Source organism: Kitasatospora sp. NPDC032150 (assembly GCF_055579945.1).
On sequence record NZ_JBVIMH010000028.1, the window covers coordinates 1 to 18,962 of the forward strand.

The 18,962-nt window shown below is 71.4% G+C and carries 15 protein-coding genes and 4 pseudogenes; 10 read left to right on the forward strand and 9 right to left on the reverse strand.

Going from position 1 to position 18,962, the window contains the following annotated elements; translation table 11 throughout:
* The first annotated feature begins 398 nt into the window (after positions 1–398).
* The gene (locus ACZ5ON_RS26875; RefSeq protein WP_465597864.1) at positions 399–1,646 is read left to right on the forward strand and encodes a serine hydrolase domain-containing protein; all 1,248 of its coding nucleotides are present in this window, start codon (positions 399–401) and stop codon (positions 1,644–1,646) included.
* 141 nt (positions 1,647–1,787) lie between these two features.
* Here the strand turns inward: ACZ5ON_RS26875 and ACZ5ON_RS26880 are convergent.
* Together ACZ5ON_RS26880 and ACZ5ON_RS26885 are read right to left on the reverse strand one after the other, a co-directional pair.
* A pseudogene (locus ACZ5ON_RS26880) lies at positions 1,788–1,925 on the reverse strand (exodeoxyribonuclease III); the annotation flags it as partial.
* Between the two features lie 411 nt (positions 1,926–2,336).
* Positions 2,337–2,704: pseudogene (locus tag ACZ5ON_RS26885) on the reverse strand (hypothetical protein); the annotation flags it as partial.
* Positions 2,705–2,706: 2 nt separating this feature from the next.
* Between ACZ5ON_RS26885 and ACZ5ON_RS26890 the strand changes: the two are divergent.
* From ACZ5ON_RS26890 to ACZ5ON_RS26910, 5 genes and pseudogenes are all read left to right on the forward strand, one after another.
* A pseudogene (locus ACZ5ON_RS26890) lies at positions 2,707–3,572 on the forward strand (NAD(P)/FAD-dependent oxidoreductase); the annotation flags it as partial.
* A 585-nt stretch (positions 3,573–4,157) separates the two neighbouring features.
* A complete protein-coding gene (locus ACZ5ON_RS26895; protein WP_465597867.1) occupies positions 4,158–5,057 on the forward strand; it encodes an SDR family NAD(P)-dependent oxidoreductase in 900 nt (299 codons plus the stop codon).
* Positions 5,058–5,202: 145 nt separating this feature from the next.
* Entirely contained in the window at positions 5,203–5,895 is a 693-nt protein-coding gene (locus ACZ5ON_RS26900) for an alpha/beta fold hydrolase (RefSeq protein WP_465597870.1), read from the forward strand.
* A 224-nt stretch (positions 5,896–6,119) separates the two neighbouring features.
* Positions 6,120–6,701, forward strand: coding sequence for a TetR/AcrR family transcriptional regulator (locus ACZ5ON_RS26905; RefSeq protein ID WP_465597873.1), 582 nt, complete (start codon positions 6,120–6,122; stop codon positions 6,699–6,701).
* Between the two features lie 212 nt (positions 6,702–6,913).
* On the forward strand, positions 6,914–7,609 hold the full coding sequence (locus ACZ5ON_RS26910) for an alpha/beta fold hydrolase (protein WP_465597876.1): 696 nt from the start codon (positions 6,914–6,916) through the stop codon (positions 7,607–7,609).
* Between the two features lie 18 nt (positions 7,610–7,627).
* On the opposite strand, the gene ACZ5ON_RS26915 is transcribed toward ACZ5ON_RS26910, so the two are convergent.
* Positions 7,628–7,963 carry a hypothetical protein gene (locus tag ACZ5ON_RS26915; RefSeq protein WP_465597879.1) on the reverse strand — a complete coding sequence of 112 codons (336 nt, stop codon included), beginning with the start codon at positions 7,961–7,963 and terminating at the stop codon, positions 7,628–7,630.
* A gap of 219 nt (positions 7,964–8,182) precedes the next feature.
* Here ACZ5ON_RS26915 and ACZ5ON_RS26920 point away from each other — a divergent pair, with 219 nt between their 5' ends.
* Together ACZ5ON_RS26920 and ACZ5ON_RS26925 are read left to right on the forward strand one after the other, a co-directional pair.
* On the forward strand, positions 8,183–9,016 hold the full coding sequence (locus tag ACZ5ON_RS26920) for a hypothetical protein (RefSeq protein WP_465597882.1): 834 nt from the start codon (positions 8,183–8,185) through the stop codon (positions 9,014–9,016).
* A 171-nt stretch (positions 9,017–9,187) separates the two neighbouring features.
* Positions 9,188–9,928, forward strand: a complete 741-nt coding sequence (locus tag ACZ5ON_RS26925) for a YcnI family copper-binding membrane protein (RefSeq protein ID WP_465597885.1) — start codon at positions 9,188–9,190, stop codon at positions 9,926–9,928.
* Between the two features lie 301 nt (positions 9,929–10,229).
* On the opposite strand, the gene ACZ5ON_RS26930 is transcribed toward ACZ5ON_RS26925, so the two are convergent.
* From ACZ5ON_RS26930 to ACZ5ON_RS26955, 6 genes and pseudogenes are all read right to left on the reverse strand, one after another.
* Positions 10,230–10,448, reverse strand: coding sequence for a hypothetical protein (locus tag ACZ5ON_RS26930; RefSeq protein WP_465597888.1), 219 nt, complete (start codon positions 10,446–10,448; stop codon positions 10,230–10,232).
* Between the two features lie 389 nt (positions 10,449–10,837).
* Positions 10,838–12,049, reverse strand: a complete 1,212-nt coding sequence (locus tag ACZ5ON_RS26935) for a cytochrome P450 (RefSeq protein ID WP_465597891.1) — start codon at positions 12,047–12,049, stop codon at positions 10,838–10,840.
* A gap of 35 nt (positions 12,050–12,084) precedes the next feature.
* Complete coding sequence (locus tag ACZ5ON_RS26940) at positions 12,085–13,455, reverse strand: NAD(P)/FAD-dependent oxidoreductase (RefSeq protein WP_465597894.1); 1,371 nt, start codon at positions 13,453–13,455, stop codon at positions 12,085–12,087.
* Positions 13,445–13,654 (reverse strand): ferredoxin, encoded by a 210-nt coding sequence (locus tag ACZ5ON_RS26945; RefSeq protein ID WP_465597897.1) that lies wholly within the window; start codon positions 13,652–13,654, stop codon positions 13,445–13,447. Before ACZ5ON_RS26945 ends, ACZ5ON_RS26940 begins: the two co-directional genes overlap by 11 nt.
* Before the next feature lie 205 nt (positions 13,655–13,859).
* Positions 13,860–14,245 (reverse strand): annotated as a pseudogene (locus tag ACZ5ON_RS26950) (trehalase-like domain-containing protein); the annotation flags it as partial.
* Positions 14,246–14,384: 139 nt separating this feature from the next.
* A complete protein-coding gene (locus ACZ5ON_RS26955; protein WP_465597900.1) occupies positions 14,385–14,966 on the reverse strand; it encodes a TetR/AcrR family transcriptional regulator in 582 nt (193 codons plus the stop codon).
* A gap of 204 nt (positions 14,967–15,170) precedes the next feature.
* On the opposite strand from ACZ5ON_RS26955, the gene ACZ5ON_RS26960 reads away from it, so the two are divergent.
* Both ACZ5ON_RS26960 and ACZ5ON_RS26965 read left to right on the forward strand, forming a co-directional pair.
* Positions 15,171–18,392: a bifunctional cytochrome P450/NADPH--P450 reductase gene (locus ACZ5ON_RS26960; protein ID WP_465597903.1), complete on the forward strand. Its 3,222-nt coding sequence runs from the start codon at positions 15,171–15,173 to the stop codon at positions 18,390–18,392.
* 195 nt (positions 18,393–18,587) lie between these two features.
* Positions 18,588–18,854: a hypothetical protein gene (locus ACZ5ON_RS26965; RefSeq protein ID WP_465597906.1), complete on the forward strand. Its 267-nt coding sequence runs from the start codon at positions 18,588–18,590 to the stop codon at positions 18,852–18,854.
* Positions 18,855–18,962: the final 108 nt, after the last annotated feature.

Genomic DNA, 18,962 nt, shown 5'->3' on the forward strand with positions numbered 1-18,962 from the left:
CCCCCCCCCCCCCCCCCCCCCCCCCCCCCCCCCCCCCCCCCCCCCCCCCCCCCCACCCTCCCCCCCCCCCCCCCCCCCCCCCCCCCCCCCCCCCCCCCCGGGGCCCGCTTGTTCCTGGAGCGCTTCGGGATCGCAGGCCGTGAGCGCCCGTGAGCGCCCACAGCGGCAGGGTCAACAGCAGCAACAGGCCGAGCGTGATCGCGAAGGCGACCAGCGCCGCAAGTGCCTCCGGAGATCGGTGAGCCGATCGGCACGAGGTCGTCAACCCTTGATGTTTTGAGGGTGGTTACCTACGGAGTCAGCCCCCGGGAATGGTCCTGCGGTATGTCTCGCCAGGGGCGCCTCGGCTGTCAGCCTGGCTGAAGACCAAGGGGGTCTCCAGCCAAGGAGGACGGGAAATGACACATCGGCGGATCAGTGCCACGGCCTTACGGCTTGCCTCGGGCCTGCTCGTGGGGGCCACCGTGCTCTCGTTCGCTCCGGTCGCGGAGGCCACCCCGGGGCGGCAGCTGGCGGTGAGCGCCGCTCGTCCGGATGCCACCACGCTGCAGCAGGACCTTCGGGCGCTGGTGGCCGATGGCGGGGCGACGGGCGCGCTCGCCGAGCTCCGGGAGGACGGCCGGCCAGTGTGGCGGGGGAGCGCTGGCGTGGCCGACCTCGGCACCGGGCGGCCCGTTCCGGTGCAGGGCCGGTTCCGGATCGGCAGCGTGACGAAGACCTTCGTGGCCACCGTGGTCCTCCAGCTGTGCGAGGAGGGTCGGGTGAACCTGGACTCCTCCATCGAGTCCTACCTGCCGGGCGTGGTCCCGGGCGGCAGCGCGATCACGGTCCGTCAGGTGCTCAGCCACACCGCCGGCATCTTCAACTACACCGAGGACGCCACCCTCGTCCCCCAGGACGAAGCGGGCTGGCAGGCATACCTGGCCACCGGCCGCTGGAAGACCTGGCAGCCGGAGGACCTGGTCCGTACAGCCGTGGGCTACCCGCCGTACTTCGCGCCGGGCCAGGGCTGGCACTACTCGAACACCGACTACGTCCTGGCAGGGATGCTGATCGAGCACATCACCGGGCGACCCTGGGCCGAGGAGGTGCGGGAACGGATCGTCGATCCGCTGGGCCTGCACCACACCGCCTTCCCGGAGACCGATACCGAGGTGCCGGGCCCGCACGCCCACGGCTACCTCCAGCTCTCCACCGGCCCGGCCGACATCACGGAGTTCAATCCGTCCTGGGCCGGTTCGGCCGGCGACGGCATCTCCACCGCGGACGACCTGGCCCGGTTCAACGCGGCACTGCTCGGTGGTGAGCTGTTGCGGCCGGCGGAACTGGCCGAGATGAAGACCGTCTCACCGGCGGCCGCGCCCGGCGAGTACGGCCTGGGCCTGCAGAAGTTCTCCGTCGGCTGCGGCGACCTCTGGGGCCACTCCGGCAGCGTCCCCGGCTACGAGACCCTGGTCGTGGGCGATCCCTCCGGACACCGGCAGCTGGTCATCTCCGTAACTCCCTACGACCAGTCGAAGGCCGGCGCGCTCGCGTCGGCCGGCGCCAAGCTGCTCGACCAGGCCGCCTGCGGCCGGTCAACCGACCCGGTACGACCTGCCATTGGATTGACCACCTGGGATGTCGCCGGTATGGGGCAGCGATGAGGGACCGACCGGCAATAGATGCCGGCCAGTCGTAGCAGACCACCTCCTGGCGAGCGGCCGAGAGCGTGGGCCTGGTCTTCCGGGGCGTCCGGCAACGGTGCACCTGCCCGCATGCAAGTGCACCGTCACCGGCTCGGGGAGCTATGCGGGGTGGTGGTAGGCCACGGTCACCGGCGCGTGGTCCGACCAGCGCTCGGCATGGGTGGCGGCCCGCTCGATGCGGGCGGTGGCGACACGCTCGGCCAGGCCGGCGGTGGTCATCTGGTAGTCGATCCGCCAGCGGACAGACGCCTTTTCGAAAAAGGTCCACCCGTTCGAGAGCGGCCTGTTCGAGGGTGCCTGCTGGCCTGGGCGGTAGGGGGCTTCCCGTGGGCAGCATGACAGCGTTGGCGCCGGTACGGGCGGTAGTCGGTTCGCGTGTCTCGGACACGCACGGCTGGACTGAGGGTCAGCGGCCCTTTTCACCGGGGACGACCCGCAGGATCGGTCAGCTGGCTCGTAGCCGAGCGGCACGTCGCCAGTGATCCACTGGAGCGCCTCGTCGGTGGGCGAGATCTGGCCCGGAAGAATCTCGATCTCCCCGACCTCACCAACCGGGACGAGGAGGGCAACCGGCGGGACGCCGAGGACCTTGGCGAGGACCAGGACCTCGGTGACGTCGACGGTGGAGCGCCGTCCGTTCTCCAGGACGCCGTCCTTGCTCAGGAGGTACAGCGGTCGCGGGAGGTGGCGAACTCGGACGGCTTGAACTCCGGGAGGTCCCGGGTGGGGGTCACCCAGGCGGCGACCTCCGGGTCCAGGAGGCAGCTGGCGTACTGGCGGGCGGTCTCGTAGATGCCGTCGCGGGTCTCCGTCGCGCCGGAGACGGTGCCTTGGAGCTGGGCGGCGACCGCGTGGTGGCCGGCGTCGGTGAGCAGGTCCACCGGTGTGCGGTCGGCAGGGGAGGCCAGCCAGGCCAGCACGTCGGTGATCGGGCGGCAGCGGCTTGCGGCGGCCAGGAACAGCGCGCCCAAGGTGTTGCTCGCGGCGGTCGACCAGAAGTCGGAGCCGTTGGATTCGCAGCCACGGCGCCGACCACGGCGTCCCCGGCGTGACCGAGCACGCCTTCGACGTCGCCGGCCGGCCCTCGGCGCTGCGCCTGCGCGAGCGCCTGGACAGCCTCGGTGATGGCGGGCGTGTGGTGGTCGTCGGTGACGGGTTGACCGGTATCGAGACCGCCACCGAGATCGCCGAGTCCCGCCCGGCCTGTCGGCGGCGCTCATCGCCCGCGGCGAGTTGGGCGCCCGGCTCTCCGCCGGAGCCTGCGGCCACCTGCGCCGGGCCTGCGACCGGCTGGGCGTCACCGTCCTGGAGCACACCAGTGTCGAAGCCGTCGAAGCGGCACGGGTGCTGTGCGCCGACGGCACCGCCCTGGCGTCCGACGCGACCGTGTGGACGGCCGGGTTCGCGGTCGACCCCATCGCCGCCGCCGGCGGGCTGGAGGTCGCCGAGAACGGTCGGATCGTCGTCGACCGCACCATGCGGTCCCTCTCGCACCCGAACGTCTACGCCATCGGCGACAGCGCCCATGCCGTCGGCGACAATGGCCGGCCGCTGCCGATGTCCTGCGCCTCGGCCGGCTACACCAGCCAGCAGGGTATCGAGGCGATCGTGGGACGCCTGACCGGCCGCAAGATCGCGAACACCAAGCTGGTCTACACGTACAACCACATCAGCCTCGGGCAGGGGGACGCGATCTGGCAGGGGGTCGACGACGAAGGGCAGGCAAAGCCGAAGCACATGGGCGGGCGGAAGTCCGCGCGGCTCAAGGTGGTTCTCGTCGAGCTCTCCCGGTGGGCCACCTCGCACCCGGCCCTCGGCATGCCCAAGCGCAAGCGCCGTCTGGCCGCCGTACCGGACGCGTCCGCCCAGAGGGCGGTCGCGTAACCGACCAGAGTCCGCCCAGGGTGGTCCGCGTGGACAGCACCACCACTGAGCGCTTCGACACCAGTCGGTTCGGGGACGAGGGTGGGAGTCTCGCGGGGGAGGCCTCCACGCCGTCGGCTTCGAGGGCGACCGCGGTGGGGTTCTGGCCGGAGGCGTCGGCGGCGACCGAGGCGGCGGTGAGGTCGACGTCGGAGAAGAGGACCGCGGGACCCAGGGGGGCCTGCTGGAGGAGCCGGTCGGCGGCGACCTGGACGGGGGCGGCGTCCTCGCGGCTGGGCAACACGGCCTGCTGCGCGCGGCCGGTGAGGTCGCCGAGTTCGGCGCTCTCCACGGCGGCGAGTTCGGTGGCGGTCTCGGCGAGGACGGCCTTGGTGGGGCCCGGGTCGTCGAGGGCGTGCAGGGCGCGGCCGACCAGCGGAGTCGGCCACCGCGACCTCGGGTGGGGTGGATGTGCCACGGCACGGAGTGTCTGACAGCAGCTGCCGGAGTAGGGGGCTGTGCCGTCTAATCGGATAGTTCATCCGATTGTGTGCTACGGTCCCGAGAAAGCGGATGAACTATCCGCATGACTGGGTGGAGGGGCACATGACGAAGACGGCTGTGGTCACGGCGGGAACCGCCGGCATTGGCTTGGAGACGGCCCTGGGGCTGGCCGGCGCCGGGTTCTCGGTCACCGTGGTCGGACGGAACGCCGACCGGGGCGCCCGGGCGGTTGACCGGATCAACGCGACGAACCCGGCACACCCCGCGCGGTTCCTGCCCGCCGATCTCGGCTCGCTCGACCAGGTCCGCGCGCTCGCCGGCCGGATCGCCGCCGACCATGCCGCCTCCGGCGACTCCCTGACTGTGCTGGTCAACAACGTCGGGGCGATGTTCCCGCACCGACGGACGCTGGACGGGATCGAGGCGTCGTTCGTCGTCAACCACCTCTCGCCGTACCTGCTGACGGAATTGCTGCTGCCCACGCTGACGGCCGGGGCGCCGAGCCGGATCGTGAACGTCACCTCGGGGGCGGTCGGGCTCGCGAAGCGGGTGTTCGACGCCGTCGAGCCGCCCGGCGGCTACTACGGCTTCCACTGGTACGGGCGGGCGAAGCTCGCCAACCTCTCCTACACCCTGGACCTGGCCAGCCGACTGGAGGGCACTGGCGTCTCGGTCTTCGCCGCCGACCCCGGAGGGGCCGCGACCGACATGACCGACGGAACCCTGACCGACCCGAAGATCGTCTCTCCTGCCCTGCGGCTGCTGTGGCCGCTGGTACGCCGCAAGTTCGAACGCTCCACCTCGGGTCCGGCCTCCACGGCCGCCCGGCCCTCGATCGCCGCCGCCACCGACGACGCCCTGGCGGGCCGGACCGGCATCGTCATCGGCCCCCAGGCCCGCCCGGTCCAGCCGTTCCGCGCGGCGACCGACCGCCGCCTCGCCGAGGCCGTGCGCCGGCTCAGCGAAGCCCACGCACCCACGTCAGCCACAGCGGGCGCATGAGCACCCACCAGGTGAGCGCCGGCCGACCATCCCTCTCGCGACCGGCATCCGTTGCTCGCGCCACGCCCCAGCACCCGACCGGCCCGCAATTCGCCCATCGCCCCTCGTTCGCAGGGTCGCAGGTTCGTCAGATGAGGACACGACCATGACCAGCACAGTCCCAGCCAGCTACGCCCGAACCGTCCACGGCTCTGGCCCCGGCCTCCTCCTCGCCCACGGCGCGGGCGGCGGCATCGAGGCCAACTTCGGGCCGATCATGGAAGGGCTCGCCGCCGAGCACACCGTTGTCGGGATCGACTACCCGGGCTCAGGAGAGACCCCCACCGCGCCCGCACCCCTGGAACTCGACGTCCTGGCGGACCAGCTCGTCGCCGCGGCGGACGCCGAAGGGCTCGACACGTTCGCCATCTGCGGGTACTCCCTCGGCGGCCCGGTCGCGATCCGAACCGCAGCCCGCCACCCGCACCGGGTCACCTCGCTCGTGCTGAGCGCGACCTTCGCCCACCTGGACACCCGCACCGAGCTGGCCACCGCGGTCTGGCACCAGCTCTACGAATCCGGACAGCACCTCTTGCTCGCCCAGTACCTGACCCATCTGACCGTGAGCCCGCCGCTGCTGAACTCCCTCACGCCCGACCAAGTGCGCGCGGCCGCAGAACAGACCGCCCCGGCCCTGCCACCCGGCACCGGAGCGCAGGTCGACCTGGTCCGCCGCGCCGACGTCCGCGCCGACCTCGCGGCGATCACCGCCCCGACCCTCGTCGTCGTCACCACCGCCGACCCGCTGATACCGGCCACTCTCCAGCACCAGCTGGCCTGGGCCATCCCCGGCGCGTAGACCGCCGTGCTCGCCACCGGCCACCTGCCCTTCCTGGAGCAGCCGAAGCAGTGGCTGGACATCATCACCGGCTTCCTCCGTCAGGCACACGACCGGCCCTGACACCTGCGGTGGGCGGGACGACCGGGGCCCGCCCACCACAAGCGCAGCCACCCCACCCCGAAACCCCGCATATGATCGAACGTCGAACCCGCGAATTGAGACGAGCGACCGGACGGTCCACCATGACGACCACACAGCTGCGCAAGGACGCCGCCCGCAACTGGGACCGGATCGTCGCCGTCGCCCGCGACCTCGTCGACCAAGGCATCGCACTGCAGCTCAACGACGTCGCACGCCGGGCCGGACTCGGCGTCGGCACCGTCTACCGGCACTTCGCCACCCCCGAGGCCCTGCTGGAGACCGTCGCCACCCCCTGCCTGGAAACCCTCGCCGAGCACGGCCGGCACGCACTGGCCGACACCGACACCCGGCGCGCGCTGGAGGACTTCCTGTCCCACGTCGTCGAAGCACAGGTCACCGACCCGACCCTGGCCCTGGTCGTCGCCGCCGCCACGGACGCCCTGCCGCGCACCACGGAACTCAAGCGGTCGCTCTCCTCGGCCGGCACCGAACTCCTCGACCGGGCCCGCGAAGCCGGATCAATCCGCCCCGAGGTGGTCGCCGGCGACCTCGTCCCGCTCATGTGCGGCATCGCCCACGCGGTCAACATCCACGGCGGCACCCCGGCCGACCGGACCGGCACCGCACACCGCTACCTCAGCATGCTGCTCGACGGCCTGAACACCACACCGCCGAGCGCGTAGGCCGCCCCCAGCAATCGCCGAGGTGGACCGGGTGCCCCCGGCGCCACCGGTCGAACCCCACAACTCGCCCTGCCTGAGGTCGACATCAGTGCCTGCCGGAAGCCCGCGGAACTGCGCCAGTGACATCCGTGAATGGTCTTCGACTCCCTGTCGTAACGGCGGCTACGTCTACCGTTGCTCTGAATGCAGCCGAGGCAGACGTGGAGGCAGCGATGAGGGTCGTGTTCGTGCACGGGGCGTGTGTGCGGGACGGGTCGTGGTGGTGGCACCGCACCGCTGACCTACTGCAGGAGCGAGGAGTGCTGAGCGTGGCCCCGGCGCTGCCGAGCTGCGGCGAGGCGGGCCCGCCCACAGGCACCGGCGGTCCGGGCCTTTCCGAGGACGTCGCGGTGGTGCGGCAGGCGCTGCTGGACAGCGAAGAACCCACCGTTGTGGTCGCCCACAGCTACGGCGGCATCATCACGGCGGAAGCCGCCGCGGGCGTCGGGTCGGTACGCCACCTGGTGCTGGTCTCCAGCTACCTGCCCGAGGCCGGGCAGAGCCTGTCGGAGTTCGGGGACGGCAGCCCCGCCCCGTTCCTCGACGTCGACCCCGACGCCGGCACGTTCGGGGTCCGCCCCGAGCTACTCGTGGACACATTCCTGCAGGACTGCGACCCCGAGGTCCAGGCGAGGGCGGCAGACCACCTCGCCCGGCAGAGTCTGCACGTGATCGGGCAGCCCGTCGCGGCGGCCGCATGGCTGCAGGTGCCCTCGACGTACCTCGTCTGCGCCCAGGACCGGGGCACCCCGCCGCGGCTGCAGCGCGAGTTCGCCCGCCGGGCCGGCAGCGTTGTCGAGATCGACGCTGGCCACCACCCGTTCCTGTCCCAGCCCGCCGCGGTCCGGGACCTGCTGCTCAGCCTGTAACGGCAGCGACAAGATCATTCACGGAATCGTGGCCAGAACCGTTTTCACCGTCCTCATCAACGCCCGAGCGCTGCCGCTGACTCCCGAACTCGGGTCCAAACGACGTCGGCGAAGACTGACATGCTGCCTGCCCGGGCTGGCCGGGGCGGGTTCGCCGGGCTGCTCATCGACATCGCCCGCCGTACCGGCGTCGCCGGCTACCCCTCGGACGGCGCGCAGCGCTGGCCGGCCGTCCACGCGCGGGACGCCGCCGTGCTCGCTGCCGGCCTCGGGCAGGTACACGGTGCCGCCGACGGCCACGGCGATGCCGATGGCGACCTTGAACAGGACGAGCGCCGGGGCCGTACGGCCCACTGGTCGGCGGCACGTGCAGCCGGGCTGGTTGCGTCTTGGGCTTCGACCGTGCTCGTGGCCGGTTCCCGGCACGGGACGCGGCTGCCACGGCGGGCGGGGCCCTGGAGGACGGTACTGCTGTGGCCGGCACGGGGGCGACGGCGGTTGTCGGGGCGCTCGCCGGGGGATCCCGCGGTTCCCTGCACGGCGCGCGGGCGCGGATGGCATGATGTGTCCGCCATGTCTGCCTTCGTCACCGGGGCATCGCCCGTCCCGGCGCCACCCGCCTCGCTCGGCTTCCGTCTCCTGCGGGCCGTGCCGTTCGCAACGCTCTGTGTCGTGCTGGCCACGGTTGGCCACGTGCTGGCTTCCGGTGCCGTGGTGCCGACCGGGGTGGTGTTCCTGGGCTGGGTCCTCGCTCTGGGCGGGGCGGTCCTCGGGGCGCGGCGGGAGCGGTCGCTGGCCGCGATCACCGGTGGGCTGGCCGTCGGCCAGCTGGGCCTGCATCTCCTCTTCCATGCCGCGCAGAGGCTCTTCCATGCCGCGCAGACACCGTCGGGGGTCCCGGCGATGCCTAAGACGGCGGGCATGGCCGAGATGATGGGCATGCCGGGTATGCCCGGCATGGGGATGGCCGGCGGCGCTCACTCGAAGGCGGCGGCCGCGCAACTCGCCGTGCCGCTCGCAAGCGGTTCCCACGCCTCCGCGGCGGCCGTGCCGCACGTCGCGTTGTGGTGCCAGGCCTGGCTGCTCGGGCTGAGCCCCGCGATGTTCGCCGGCCACCTCGCCGCCACGCTGGTGGCGGCATGGTGGCTGCGGCGGGGCGAGGCGGCCGTGTGGCGGTTGGTCCGCACTGCCGCCGAGGCGGTTTCGGTCGTGGCGCAGGCGTGTGCCGCGAAGTTGCGTGAGGCCGTCGCACGGCTCGGCGGCGCACTGTCCGGCGGCATAGGAGACGGGCGGCGCCTGCTCTGCGGGTGGTTCGTGGGAGCGGGTGGCCGGTGGCGGCTCCCGGCGCCGGTCCTGCTGCGGCACTGCGTGATCAGGCGAGGTCCACCGGCAGCACCGGCTGCCTGACCCGACGGCCGAGCGCATTCGGCGCCCTCCGGCCGGGCGGCAGCTTCGCGCCCCTGATCACCTCGGCACGCACGCCGTCACCGTCGGCGGACGATGGCTCCTGCCCGCGAGCAGGCCCTTTCGGCCCGGCCGTGCGCGTGCGTGCACGCTCCCCACGGAGAACACACAGCCATGAGAACGTCCTTCAAGAACCGCCTCGCCGCCGCCGGCGCCCTGGGCGCCGGCACCGTGCTGCTGGCCGCCGGACCGGCGTCCGCGCACGTCACCGTGCAGCCGTCCAGCGTGCCGAAGAACGCGACCGACCAGACCTTCGCGTTCCGGGTGCCGAACGAGAACGACAAGGCCAGCACGGTGAAGGTGGAGGTGGACTTCCCCACCGACCACCCGATCCCCTCCGTCATGGTCGCCGCGGTGCCGGGCTGGACCGACCAGGTGCAGACCACCAAGCTCGCCACCCCGATCCACACCGACGACGGCGACATCACCGACGTGGTCTCACAGATCGTCTGGACGGGCGGACAGATCGCCCCCGGCCACTACCAGGACTTCACCGTCGACCTCGGCGCGCTCCCCGACGGTACGGACAAGGTCGTCTTCAAGGCCCTCCAGACGTACAGCGACGGGAACGTCGTCCGCTGGATCGAGGAGCCCCAGGACGGCCAGAAGGAGCCCGAGCACCCGGCCCCGGTGCTCAAGCTGACCGCCGCCACCGGCAGCGACGCCCCCGCTGCCGCGCCGAGCGCGAAGGCCGGCCCGGCCGAGCAGAGCACCGCGACGGCGAAGAGCAGCAGCGATTCCACCGCCCGCAGCCTCGGTATCGCGGGCATCGTCGTCGGCGTCCTCGGCGCCGTGGCGGGTGTCGTGCTCGGCCGCCGCAGCCGGGGTGCCGGCAGCACCGGCACTTCGGCGTAGCGGCCAGGGCCGGTGTGGGACGCACCTGCGGCGTCCCACACCGGCCTCACCCGGCCATGGCACCCGGGCCGCCTTCCGCTGCCCAATCCAGAATCAAAACCCGGCGCGATTCCCGGTCCGCACGGCGCACGGCCCGCGGCCGCGTTCGGCCTGCGGCGCCACACCTGCCTTGATGCTGTGGTGCCGTAGCGCGATGGCGGGTCCGCGTCACGACACCATGCACGACGATGCGGACGAACCTCGGCCCGGATTCTGTGGCTGTGCTGCGCCCGGACTCAGGTCGCTGTGGAGTGAAAGGCCGTCAGACGGCCGGGGCGTCCAGGGCGTCCAGTGCGCCGCTCTTGGCCTGGGCGACGAGGTCGCGGAACTGCTCCTCGCTCATCTGCACCTGCTGCCCGAAGTCGTCGGTGATCCGCACACGCTTCTCCGCCGGAGCGGCTGGGTCCACGAACAGCTGCGGGCAGCCGCAGTTGCAGTTTCCGCAGAAGGTCGCGATCGGGCCCGTATTGGTGCCGTGCATCTGTGCCACCTTTGTCGCCTCTGGCGTGGGCGTATTTCCCCACCCGGCGATTCCCGCAAGCGGAGTGTTCACACCAACTTCCGGGCGCCGAAGGGCTGGTGGGGTGATGAGCCGTCGGTGCCTCTCATTGGCGATCTGCCCGCTAACCGGGTGGTAGCGGGCACATGCGCCGGGACATGCGCCGGCGAGGCGATTGCACTGACCCGACGCCTGAAACCGATGGCTGCGATCGTCCCGAGGCCGAGGACCAACCCCGGGATACCGCCGAGGCTGTGAGGGCGCGCGACAGCCTTTCACCGGCCGGATCGGACCCAGCCGCCCTCCGGCGCCCGCAGTGTTGGGGGACTTTGAGCAGGCGCCGAGCAGGTCGCAGGCAACGTCGCGGTCAGTCAGAGTCGGATGGGGAGGTGGCGGGGTCCGCGGAGCATGGCGGCGTGCCGGTAGGGGGGTGGGTTCTGGAGGAGGGTTGCGCCGGTGAGGCGGGGGATCAGTGCGCCGAGCGCGGCCTGGGCCTCGATGCGGGCGAGTGGTGCGCCATAGCACAGGTGGATGCCGCTGCCGAAGCCGAGGTGCTGGTTGTCCGGGCGGGTGGGGTCGAACCGGTCGGGATCGTGGAACCGCCTGGGGTCGCGGTTGCCCGACGCCAGCGCGAGCACGACGGAGGTGCCCTTGGGGAGGGTGGTGCCGGCGATGTCCACGTCGGCGAGGGGGATGCGTTGCCGCATGTGGACCGGGGGCTCGTAGCGCAGCAACTCCTCCACCGCGGCCGGTAGCAGGTCGGGTTCGCGGCGCAGCTGGTCCAGTTGGTCGGGGTGGCGCAGCAGGGTGAGAACTCCGTTGGCGATGAGGTTGACGGTGGTCTCGTGTCCGGCGATGAGGAGCAGTACGGCGGTTTCCGCGAGTTCCTCGTGGGTGAGCCGCAGGGCCGGGTCGGGTTCGTTGATGTAGGCGGAGAGCATGTCGCCGGTGGGATGGTCGCGGCGTTGTTCGGCGAGGCCCACCAGGTACTGGCCCATCTCGATCCGCGCCTGTTCGCCGGCCCGGTCCCGCTCGGCGGAAGCCTCCTCGTCGGGTCTGACGTCGGCGGAGGCGACGATCGCGTCGGACCATTGCCGGAACCGTGGTTCGTCCTCCTGGGGGACGCCGAGCAGTCGGCAGATGACCGTGACGGGCAGCGGGTAGGCGAAGTCGTCGACGATGTCGATCCGGGTGCGGTCCTGGAGGTTCTGGAGCAGTTCCTCGGTGACTTCGGTGATCTGGCCGCGCATGGCGTCGATGCGGCCGGGGCTGTGAGGCGGACCGAACGGCCGCATGGCCAGGCTGCGCAGTCTGTGGTGCTCGGGGTCGTCGAGCCGTAGGAACGGCGGTTTCGGTGTTTCCTTGGACGGCTGCGCGGACGGGGCGGTGAGGCTGCGGGGATCGGCACTGATTCGTGGGTCGTGGAGGAGCGCGGTGATCTCGTGGTAGGTGCCGATCAGGTAGCTGCCGTCCGCCTGCTGCACGACGGGACCGGCTTCGCGCAGTTCCGCGTAGAGCGGGTAGGGGTCGGGGCGGTTGGCGTAGTCGGTGATCCGTTCCAGGAGGGTGTCGGCGGCGGCCATGGGGTACGGCTCCTCGTGGTTGGGCGGGACGTGGGTCAGGTGGGCTGTACCACGGTCAGTCGGCGGTCGGGCAGGTGTCCGGTGAGCGCGACGGTGGGGCCGTGGGAGAGCCCCTTCGGATCCGGCACGTCGGAGGGGAGCGCGATCTCGGCCGCGAGCGGGCGGTCGGACGCGCCGGGCGCGGGCGGGAAGGGAGCGGCGGTCTCGATCAGGTGCGTGTAGTAGTCGAGTGACTTGGCCATGTCGACGGTGACCGCGGCGGTGACCCGGCCCTGGTAGCCGTAGACCATCGCCAGGCGACGCTCCTCCAGCGTGCCTTGGGCGATGACCACGTGGTCGGAGAAGGTGGGCACGCCCACGGACTTGATGTTGAGCCCGAACTGGGTCGACCAGAACGTCGGGAGGGCAAGGTGCGGGCGGCGCAGGGGGCCGGGATTGACCATGTTGTGGGCGGCGATTTCGGCCTGCGCGACCGCGTTGCCCCAGTGCTCCAGGGAGAGCATCTGGTAGCCGAACAGCGGGTGGGGGAAGCGGGAGACGTCACCGGCCACGAAGACGTCGTCGGTGACGATGCCGTACATGTCGAAGGCCCGGCACCCGGCGTCGCAGGCGATCCCGCGCGGGCCCGCCGCCAGTCCGGAGTCCGCCAGCCATTCGACGTTGCGAACCGCCCCCAGGGCCGCGACGCACACGTCCGCGTCCACGCGGCTGCCGTCGGACAGGTCCGCACCGGTGAACCGGCCGTTCCCGTCGCCGCGCAGGGCGGTGACGGTCACCCCGCAGCGCAGGTCCACCCCGTGGTTGCGCTGCATGGCGGCCGCGAGCTTCGACAGGGTGCCGCCGAGCGCGCCCACCAGGGGGGCGGGGCCGCGTTCGGTGACCGTGACGTCGAGACCGCGTTCCCGGCAGGCGGAGGCGATCTCCGAGCCGGTGAAGCCCCCGCCGATCACCAGCACCCGCCGCGGCCCCGCGGCCAGCCGCTCGGCCAGCCCGGCGGCGTCCTCGCGGGTGCGCAGGGTGAACACTCCGTCCAGGGCGGCCTCCTCCGCCTTGGGCCAGGGCCTGGCCCGGGTGCCGGTGGCGATCAGCAGCCGGTCGAACGGCAGCGATTCGCCGTCGGCCAGCACCACCCGTTTCCCGAGAGGGTCCAGGCCGGTCGCGCGCACCCCGAGCCGCCAGTCGGCGTCCGGGTTCCGGCGCATCGGCAGAGCGGTGGACTCCGCCGCGACCTGGCCGAGCAGGACCTGCTTGGACAGCGGTGGCCGGTCGTAGGGCGGATGGGGCTCGTCCCCGACCACGGTCAGGGAGCCGGTGAAGCCCTCCTCGCGCAACGCCTCGGCGGCCCGTAACCCGGCCAGCGACGCGCCGACGATGACGATCCGGCCTGCTCGAAGGTCAGCGGCCACCGGGGCTCACCTCCTTGCCGAGGAGGATGGCCTGGACCGGGCACGCCGCCGCGGCCTGGCGCACGCGCTCCAGTTGGTCGTCGGGAACGGCCGGGGCGTACAGCAGCCCCTCCTCCCCGTGCAGCTGGAACACCTCTGGCGCGAGGAACACGCACTGCGCATAGCCCTGACAGCGTGTGAGGTCCACAACGATCTGCATCCCATTACTCCCTCCGTCGCCTCCCCCTCTCCGTTCCAGAGTGAGGGAGAGACCGGACCTTCGCATGGCTACCGCGCCGGTGGCAGGGCGTCTCGCTCGCGTGGGCGCTGCGCGGCCTGCTGGACCGGTTGGCCGGGGGAGTCGGCCTGCGGCGCGGGCGGCGCGATCCGGCCCGGCTACGGGTGGGCGACTCGCTGGACTTCTGGCGGGTGGAGGCCGGGATCGCTCCGCGGACGCATACCACCCGATCAGCCTGTGGCGGTCGGACCCGCCGGAGGCCGCCACCCGCATGAAGTCCTGGATCTCCCCCAGCCCGTTCTCGGTGAAGAACCGGGTGATCAGCACATTCGTGTCCGGGAAGTAGAACTGTTTGGTGCCGGCCGGCACAGCGGGAGACAGTTCGAAGGCCCCGCCCCGCTTCGCGTCCAGGATGGCGGCGAACACGCTCGGGGAGTCGAAGGAGGGGCAGCAGTACCAGTCGATGGTTCCGTCGGTGCTCACCAGGGCCGCCGTGCGCAGATCGCCGATCAGGCCGTGCTCGGCGATCGGCAGATACCGGACGGACGTGTGCTGTGTCGGTGCTCCGGACATCGCAGCAGCCTCCCTGTGCTCCTGCCTCTGCTTGAGTCCTTCCCGGCCCCATGGAGGACTGCCGGACGAGGCCCGGCATCGTGTCGAGGAAACCGCCTCCGTGCGAGGGCACGGAGGCTGCGGCAGCCGCCCCTCCCCGTCACGCCTCCTCGCGGACTCGTGCGGGATGGTTTTCCACGCCGGCGATCGCAGCGTCCAGAGCGCAGCTGAACATCGTGTCGACCACGTCCTTCGGCGGTGCGGGCGCGTCTTCCCCGTCGGGGCCGGCCGGTGCCGGCGGCAAGGTGGTCCAGCGCTGCAGTGCTCCGGTGAGTTCGCTGACCAGCAGCCCCGTGAACACCGCGCACAGCGAGGCAGCCACACGCGGGATCTGCGAGGCCGGGAGTTTCGCGGCGGCCAGTATGTCGGTGAGTCCCCGCCAGAAGGGGTCGTCCGGCTGGATGTAGTCGGCGCGCCCGAAGGAGTACCCCATCAGTTTGGGGTGTCTGTGCGCCAATTCACGGAAATCAAGCGCCAGTTGGCGCAGGCGGCGTTGCCAGGGGACGTCCTCCTGCTGCGGCGTGCGGAACTGCGAGCCGACACGGTCGGCCACGCCGCGCAGCACGGCGTCCTTGTTCGGCACGTGGTGGTAGAGCGACATCGGGTTCGCGTCCAGGGCGGCCGCGAGTTTGCGCATGGTGAGCGCCTCGACCCCGTCGGCGTCGATGAGCCGCAGCGCCATGGCGTAGATGCCGTCCTCGGTGAGCGGTACGTCCCTCTTTCTCGTCCCCCGAGGGGCCCTCCTTTGAGTTTCCATACGACGTATGGTACCACTGAAAGCAGTTCCGTACGACGTATGGAAAGTTGGCACGCGGCTGCACCGGCGCCCTTCCCAGACATCGAACGGCGCCCTTGCCCTCTCCCTCTCCGCGCAAAGGAGCAAGTCATGACCGCGCAATCCTCGACCGGCCTGCGTCCCATACGGTCCCCGCGCGGGATCCCCTTTCTCGGCCACACGCCGCAGATCCCCAACACCAACCCCATCGCGTACTTCGGCGAGCTGTCCAAGCAGTTCCCCGAGGGCATCTACGGCATGGACATCGCCGGCATCGAGCAGGTCTTCGTCTACGACCCGGACCTGGTGGCCGAGGTCTGCGACGAGACGCGGTTCTTCAAGCAGATCGAGAAGACGCCGCTGCACCACGTCCGGGACTTCGCGGGGGCCGGCCTGTTCACGGCCCACCAGCACGAAGAGGAATGGGGGATGGCGCACCGTGTTCTTCTGCCGGCGTTCAGCCAGCGGGCCATGAAGGCGTACTTCGGGCAGATGCTGGAGATCGCCCGGGACCTGGTGGGCAAGTGGGAGCGCAGGGAGGGGCAGCCGGTCAACATCACCGACGACTACACCCGCCTGACGCTGGACACCATCGCCCTGTCGGGGTTCGGCTACCGGTTCCGGTCCTTCGACAAGGATGAGCTGCACCCCTTCCTCAACGCGCTGCTGGGCGCGCTGGTGGAGTCGCTGCGGCGCACGCAGGAGCTGCCGATGATGACCAGGCTCCGCAAGGCGGACGACAAGAAGTACCGCGAGAACATCCAGCTGATGCGGGACCTGGTCGAGAGCGTGATCAAGGAGCGCCGTCAGGGAGAGAGCGCCGGCGAGGAGGACCTGCTGGGCCTGATGCTGGAGGCCTCCGACCCGGAGACCGGCAAGCTGCTGGCCGACGACAACGTCCGCGACCAGGTGCTGACGTTCCTGATCGCCGGTCACGAGACCACCAGCGGCCTGCTGTCGTTCGCCACGTACTCGCTGATGCGCAACCCGCACGTGCTGGCTCGGGCCTACACCGAGGTGGACCGGTTGCTGCCCGGCGACACCGTCCCGGACTACGACACGATCATGCAGTTGGACGTCATACCGCGCATCCTGGACGAGACCCTGCGCCTGTGGGCTCCCATCCCGGTATTCGGAAAGGCCCCGCTGGAGGACACCGTCATCGGCGGCCACTACGAGCTGAAGAAGGGAACGCGGGTCAACATCCTCGAAGGTCCGCTGCACACCCACCCCAAGGCGTGGGAGCGGCCGGAGGAGTTCGACATCGACCGGTGGCTGCCGGAGAACCGCGCCAAGCAGCACCCCCACGCCTACAAGCCGTTCGGCAACGGCGTGCGTGCCTGCATCGGCCGGCAGTTCGCGCTCACCGAGGCCCGCCTGGCCCTCGCGCTGGTGCTGCAGAAGTTCAAGTTCTCCGACCCGAACGACTACAAGATGGACGTGCGGGAAGCGCTGACCCGCAAGCCCGGCGACTTCGAACTGGTCGTCCGGACCCGCCAGGAGCACGAGCGGACCGTGTTCGGTATCTCGGACCTGCAGAACGACGATGAGCAGCAGCAGGCCGCGGTCAGCGGTGTCGGGGTGAACCTGACCATCGCCTACGGCTCCAGCCTGGGCAGCTGCGAGGACCTGGCACGCACGATCGCCGACCGCGGCGAGCGCTCCGGGTTCGGCACCACGCTGACGAGCCTCGACGAGCTGGGCGACAACCTGCCCACCGAGGGCCTGCTCGTCGTCGTCGCCGCCAGCTACAACGGCAAGGCGCCCGACAACGCCCAGCGTTTCGACGACCTGATCGCCGCCGGACTGCCCGAGGGCTCGCTGTCGAATGTGCGGTTCGCGCTGCTGGGCGCCGGCAACACCCAGTGGGTGGCGACCTACCAGGCGTTCCCCAAGCGGATCGAGGCCGCCCTGCTGGACGCAGGCGCCACGCCGGTGGTCGAGCGCGGCATCGCCGACGCCGCCGGTGACTTCGACGGCATGACCACCCGCTGGATGGACACCCTGTGGGCCACCCTGGCCGAGGAGTACGCCGCCGACACCTCCGACGACGGCGCGCCGCGCTACCAGGTGCAACTGCTGACCGAGGCGGACGTGCGCCCCTCGATCGTCTCCGAGCAGGCCTACCCGCTGACCGTGGTGGCCAACGAGGAACTCGTCAGCGATGCAACCGGGCTGTGGGACTTCAGCATCGAGCCACCCCGCCCGTCCGCGAAGTCCATCACCATCGAGCTGCCGGAGGGCGTCACCTACGACACCGGCAACCACCTGGCCGTCTTCGCCAAGAACGAGCCGCAGCTGGTCAACCGCGCGCTGGCGCGGTTCGGTGTCGGCCGCGACCAGGTGCTCCGGCTCGACCAGCCCGGCGGCGGCAGGACGCACCTGCCGGTGGGCACACCCGTCACCGCGGGCCTGCTGTTCACCGAGTTCCTGGAACTGCAGGACGTGGCCACCCGCGCGCAGGTACGCATCCTGGCAGAGCACACCCAGTGCCCCTGGACCCGGCCGCAGTTGGAGGCATACACGGCCGACACCGAGGCGGCCGGAGAGCTGTACCGGAAGGAGATCCTCGGCAAGCGCATCTCGGTGCTGGGCCTCCTGGAGCGCTTCCCCGCCGTCGAACTGCCGCTGGCGGCCTTCCTGGAGATGACGGGGCCGATCCGTCCCCGCTTCTACTCCATCTCCTCCTCCCCGCTGGCCAATCCGCGCCACGTGCGCCTGACCATCGGCTTGCTCGAAGGCCCCGCCCTCTCCGGCGACGGCCGGTACCGCGGCGTGTGCTCGTCCTACATCACCCGCCTCGAACCGGGAGACGTCGTCTACGGCTACGTGCGCGTCCCCTCCCCGATCTTCGCCCCGCCGGCCGACCCCACCACGCCGCTGATCCTCATCGGCCCCGGCACCGGGATCGCGCCGCTGCGCGGCTTCCTGGAGGAACGCGCCCGGCAGCACGCCAACGGCACCGAGGTCGGTCTGTCCCAGGTGTTCGTCGGCTGCCGCCACCCGGAGCACGACTACTTCTACCGGCCGGAAATGCAGGGCTGGGAGCAGGCCGGGATCGCCCAGGTCCACACCGCCTTCTCGGCGGTGTCCGGCCACCCGGCCCGGTTCGTCCAGGACGCCGTCACCGCCGCCTCCGACACGGTGTGGCAGGCACTGGAAGACGGTGCGTACGTCTACGTCTGCGGCGACGGCCGCCGCATGGCGCCCGCCGTGCGCGAGGCGCTGGCCGCCATCTACCGTCGCCGCACCGGCAGTGACGACGAGGCCGCCCAGCACTGGCTCGCTCAACTGGAGGCCGACGCGCGCTACCAGCAGGACGTCTTCGCCTGACCCGGACGCCGGGAGGTGCGTGGCGTACCCGCCATCCCGTACGCCTCCCGGCTTCCACGCACCCGTTCCCGCGAGGGAACCACCCGGCACCCGGCACCCGGCACCCGGCACCCGGCACCCGGCACCCGGCACCCGGCACCCGGCACCCGTCGGCCCGAACCACAGGGCAGTGCCGCTCACAGAAGGCAGACCACCATGGACACCATGCTCGCCGGACGCTTCCACCTGGACAGCAAGAAGTTCGTCGTGGAAGAGGTCCCCATCCCCGTCGTCGAGCCCACCGCGGCCGACCTGCTGGGCGAGAGCGTCCCGCACCTGCTGGGCGCCCGCCTGTGGGACGCGGTGCCGTGGCTGAACGATCCGATGATCTCGACGTCCTTGTCCGGGTCGACCCCCGGCAACTCGGCACGGACCACGTACGCGCCGTCCTTCTCGAACTCCTCCGTCCGGATCATGTGCTGACCGGTGCGCGGACCGAAGGGGAAGCCCTCGAACCACTCGGACCAGTCAGGCCACCCTTGGGACAGAGGCATCCTTCGCATGATGTCGGCAGGCATCGCCGCCTCCTCG

Bases quoted from the DNA above. Each gene is read 5' to 3' on its own strand.
- ACZ5ON_RS26875 (WP_465597864.1), top strand. From the start codon at position 399: ATGACACATCGGCGGATCAGTGCCACGGCCTTACGGCTTGCCTCGGGC.
- ACZ5ON_RS26895 (WP_465597867.1), top strand. From the start codon at position 4,158: ATGACGAAGACGGCTGTGGTCACGGCGGGAACCGCCGGCATTGGCTTG.
- ACZ5ON_RS26900 (WP_465597870.1), top strand. From the start codon at position 5,203: ATGACCAGCACAGTCCCAGCCAGCTACGCCCGAACCGTCCACGGCTCT.
- ACZ5ON_RS26905 (WP_465597873.1), top strand. From the start codon at position 6,120: ATGACGACCACACAGCTGCGCAAGGACGCCGCCCGCAACTGGGACCGG.
- ACZ5ON_RS26910 (WP_465597876.1), top strand. From the start codon at position 6,914: ATGAGGGTCGTGTTCGTGCACGGGGCGTGTGTGCGGGACGGGTCGTGG.
- ACZ5ON_RS26920 (WP_465597882.1), top strand. From the start codon at position 8,183: ATGTCTGCCTTCGTCACCGGGGCATCGCCCGTCCCGGCGCCACCCGCC.
- ACZ5ON_RS26925 (WP_465597885.1), top strand. From the start codon at position 9,188: ATGAGAACGTCCTTCAAGAACCGCCTCGCCGCCGCCGGCGCCCTGGGC.
- ACZ5ON_RS26930 (WP_465597888.1), bottom strand. From the start codon at position 10,448: ATGCACGGCACCAATACGGGCCCGATCGCGACCTTCTGCGGAAACTGC.
- ACZ5ON_RS26935 (WP_465597891.1), bottom strand. From the start codon at position 12,049: ATGGCCGCCGCCGACACCCTCCTGGAACGGATCACCGACTACGCCAAC.
- ACZ5ON_RS26945 (WP_465597897.1), bottom strand. From the start codon at position 13,654: ATGCAGATCGTTGTGGACCTCACACGCTGTCAGGGCTATGCGCAGTGC.
- ACZ5ON_RS26955 (WP_465597900.1), bottom strand. From the start codon at position 14,966: ATGGCGCTGCGGCTCATCGACGCCGACGGGGTCGAGGCGCTCACCATG.
- ACZ5ON_RS26960 (WP_465597903.1), top strand. From the start codon at position 15,171: ATGACCGCGCAATCCTCGACCGGCCTGCGTCCCATACGGTCCCCGCGC.
- ACZ5ON_RS26965 (WP_465597906.1), top strand. From the start codon at position 18,588: ATGGACACCATGCTCGCCGGACGCTTCCACCTGGACAGCAAGAAGTTC.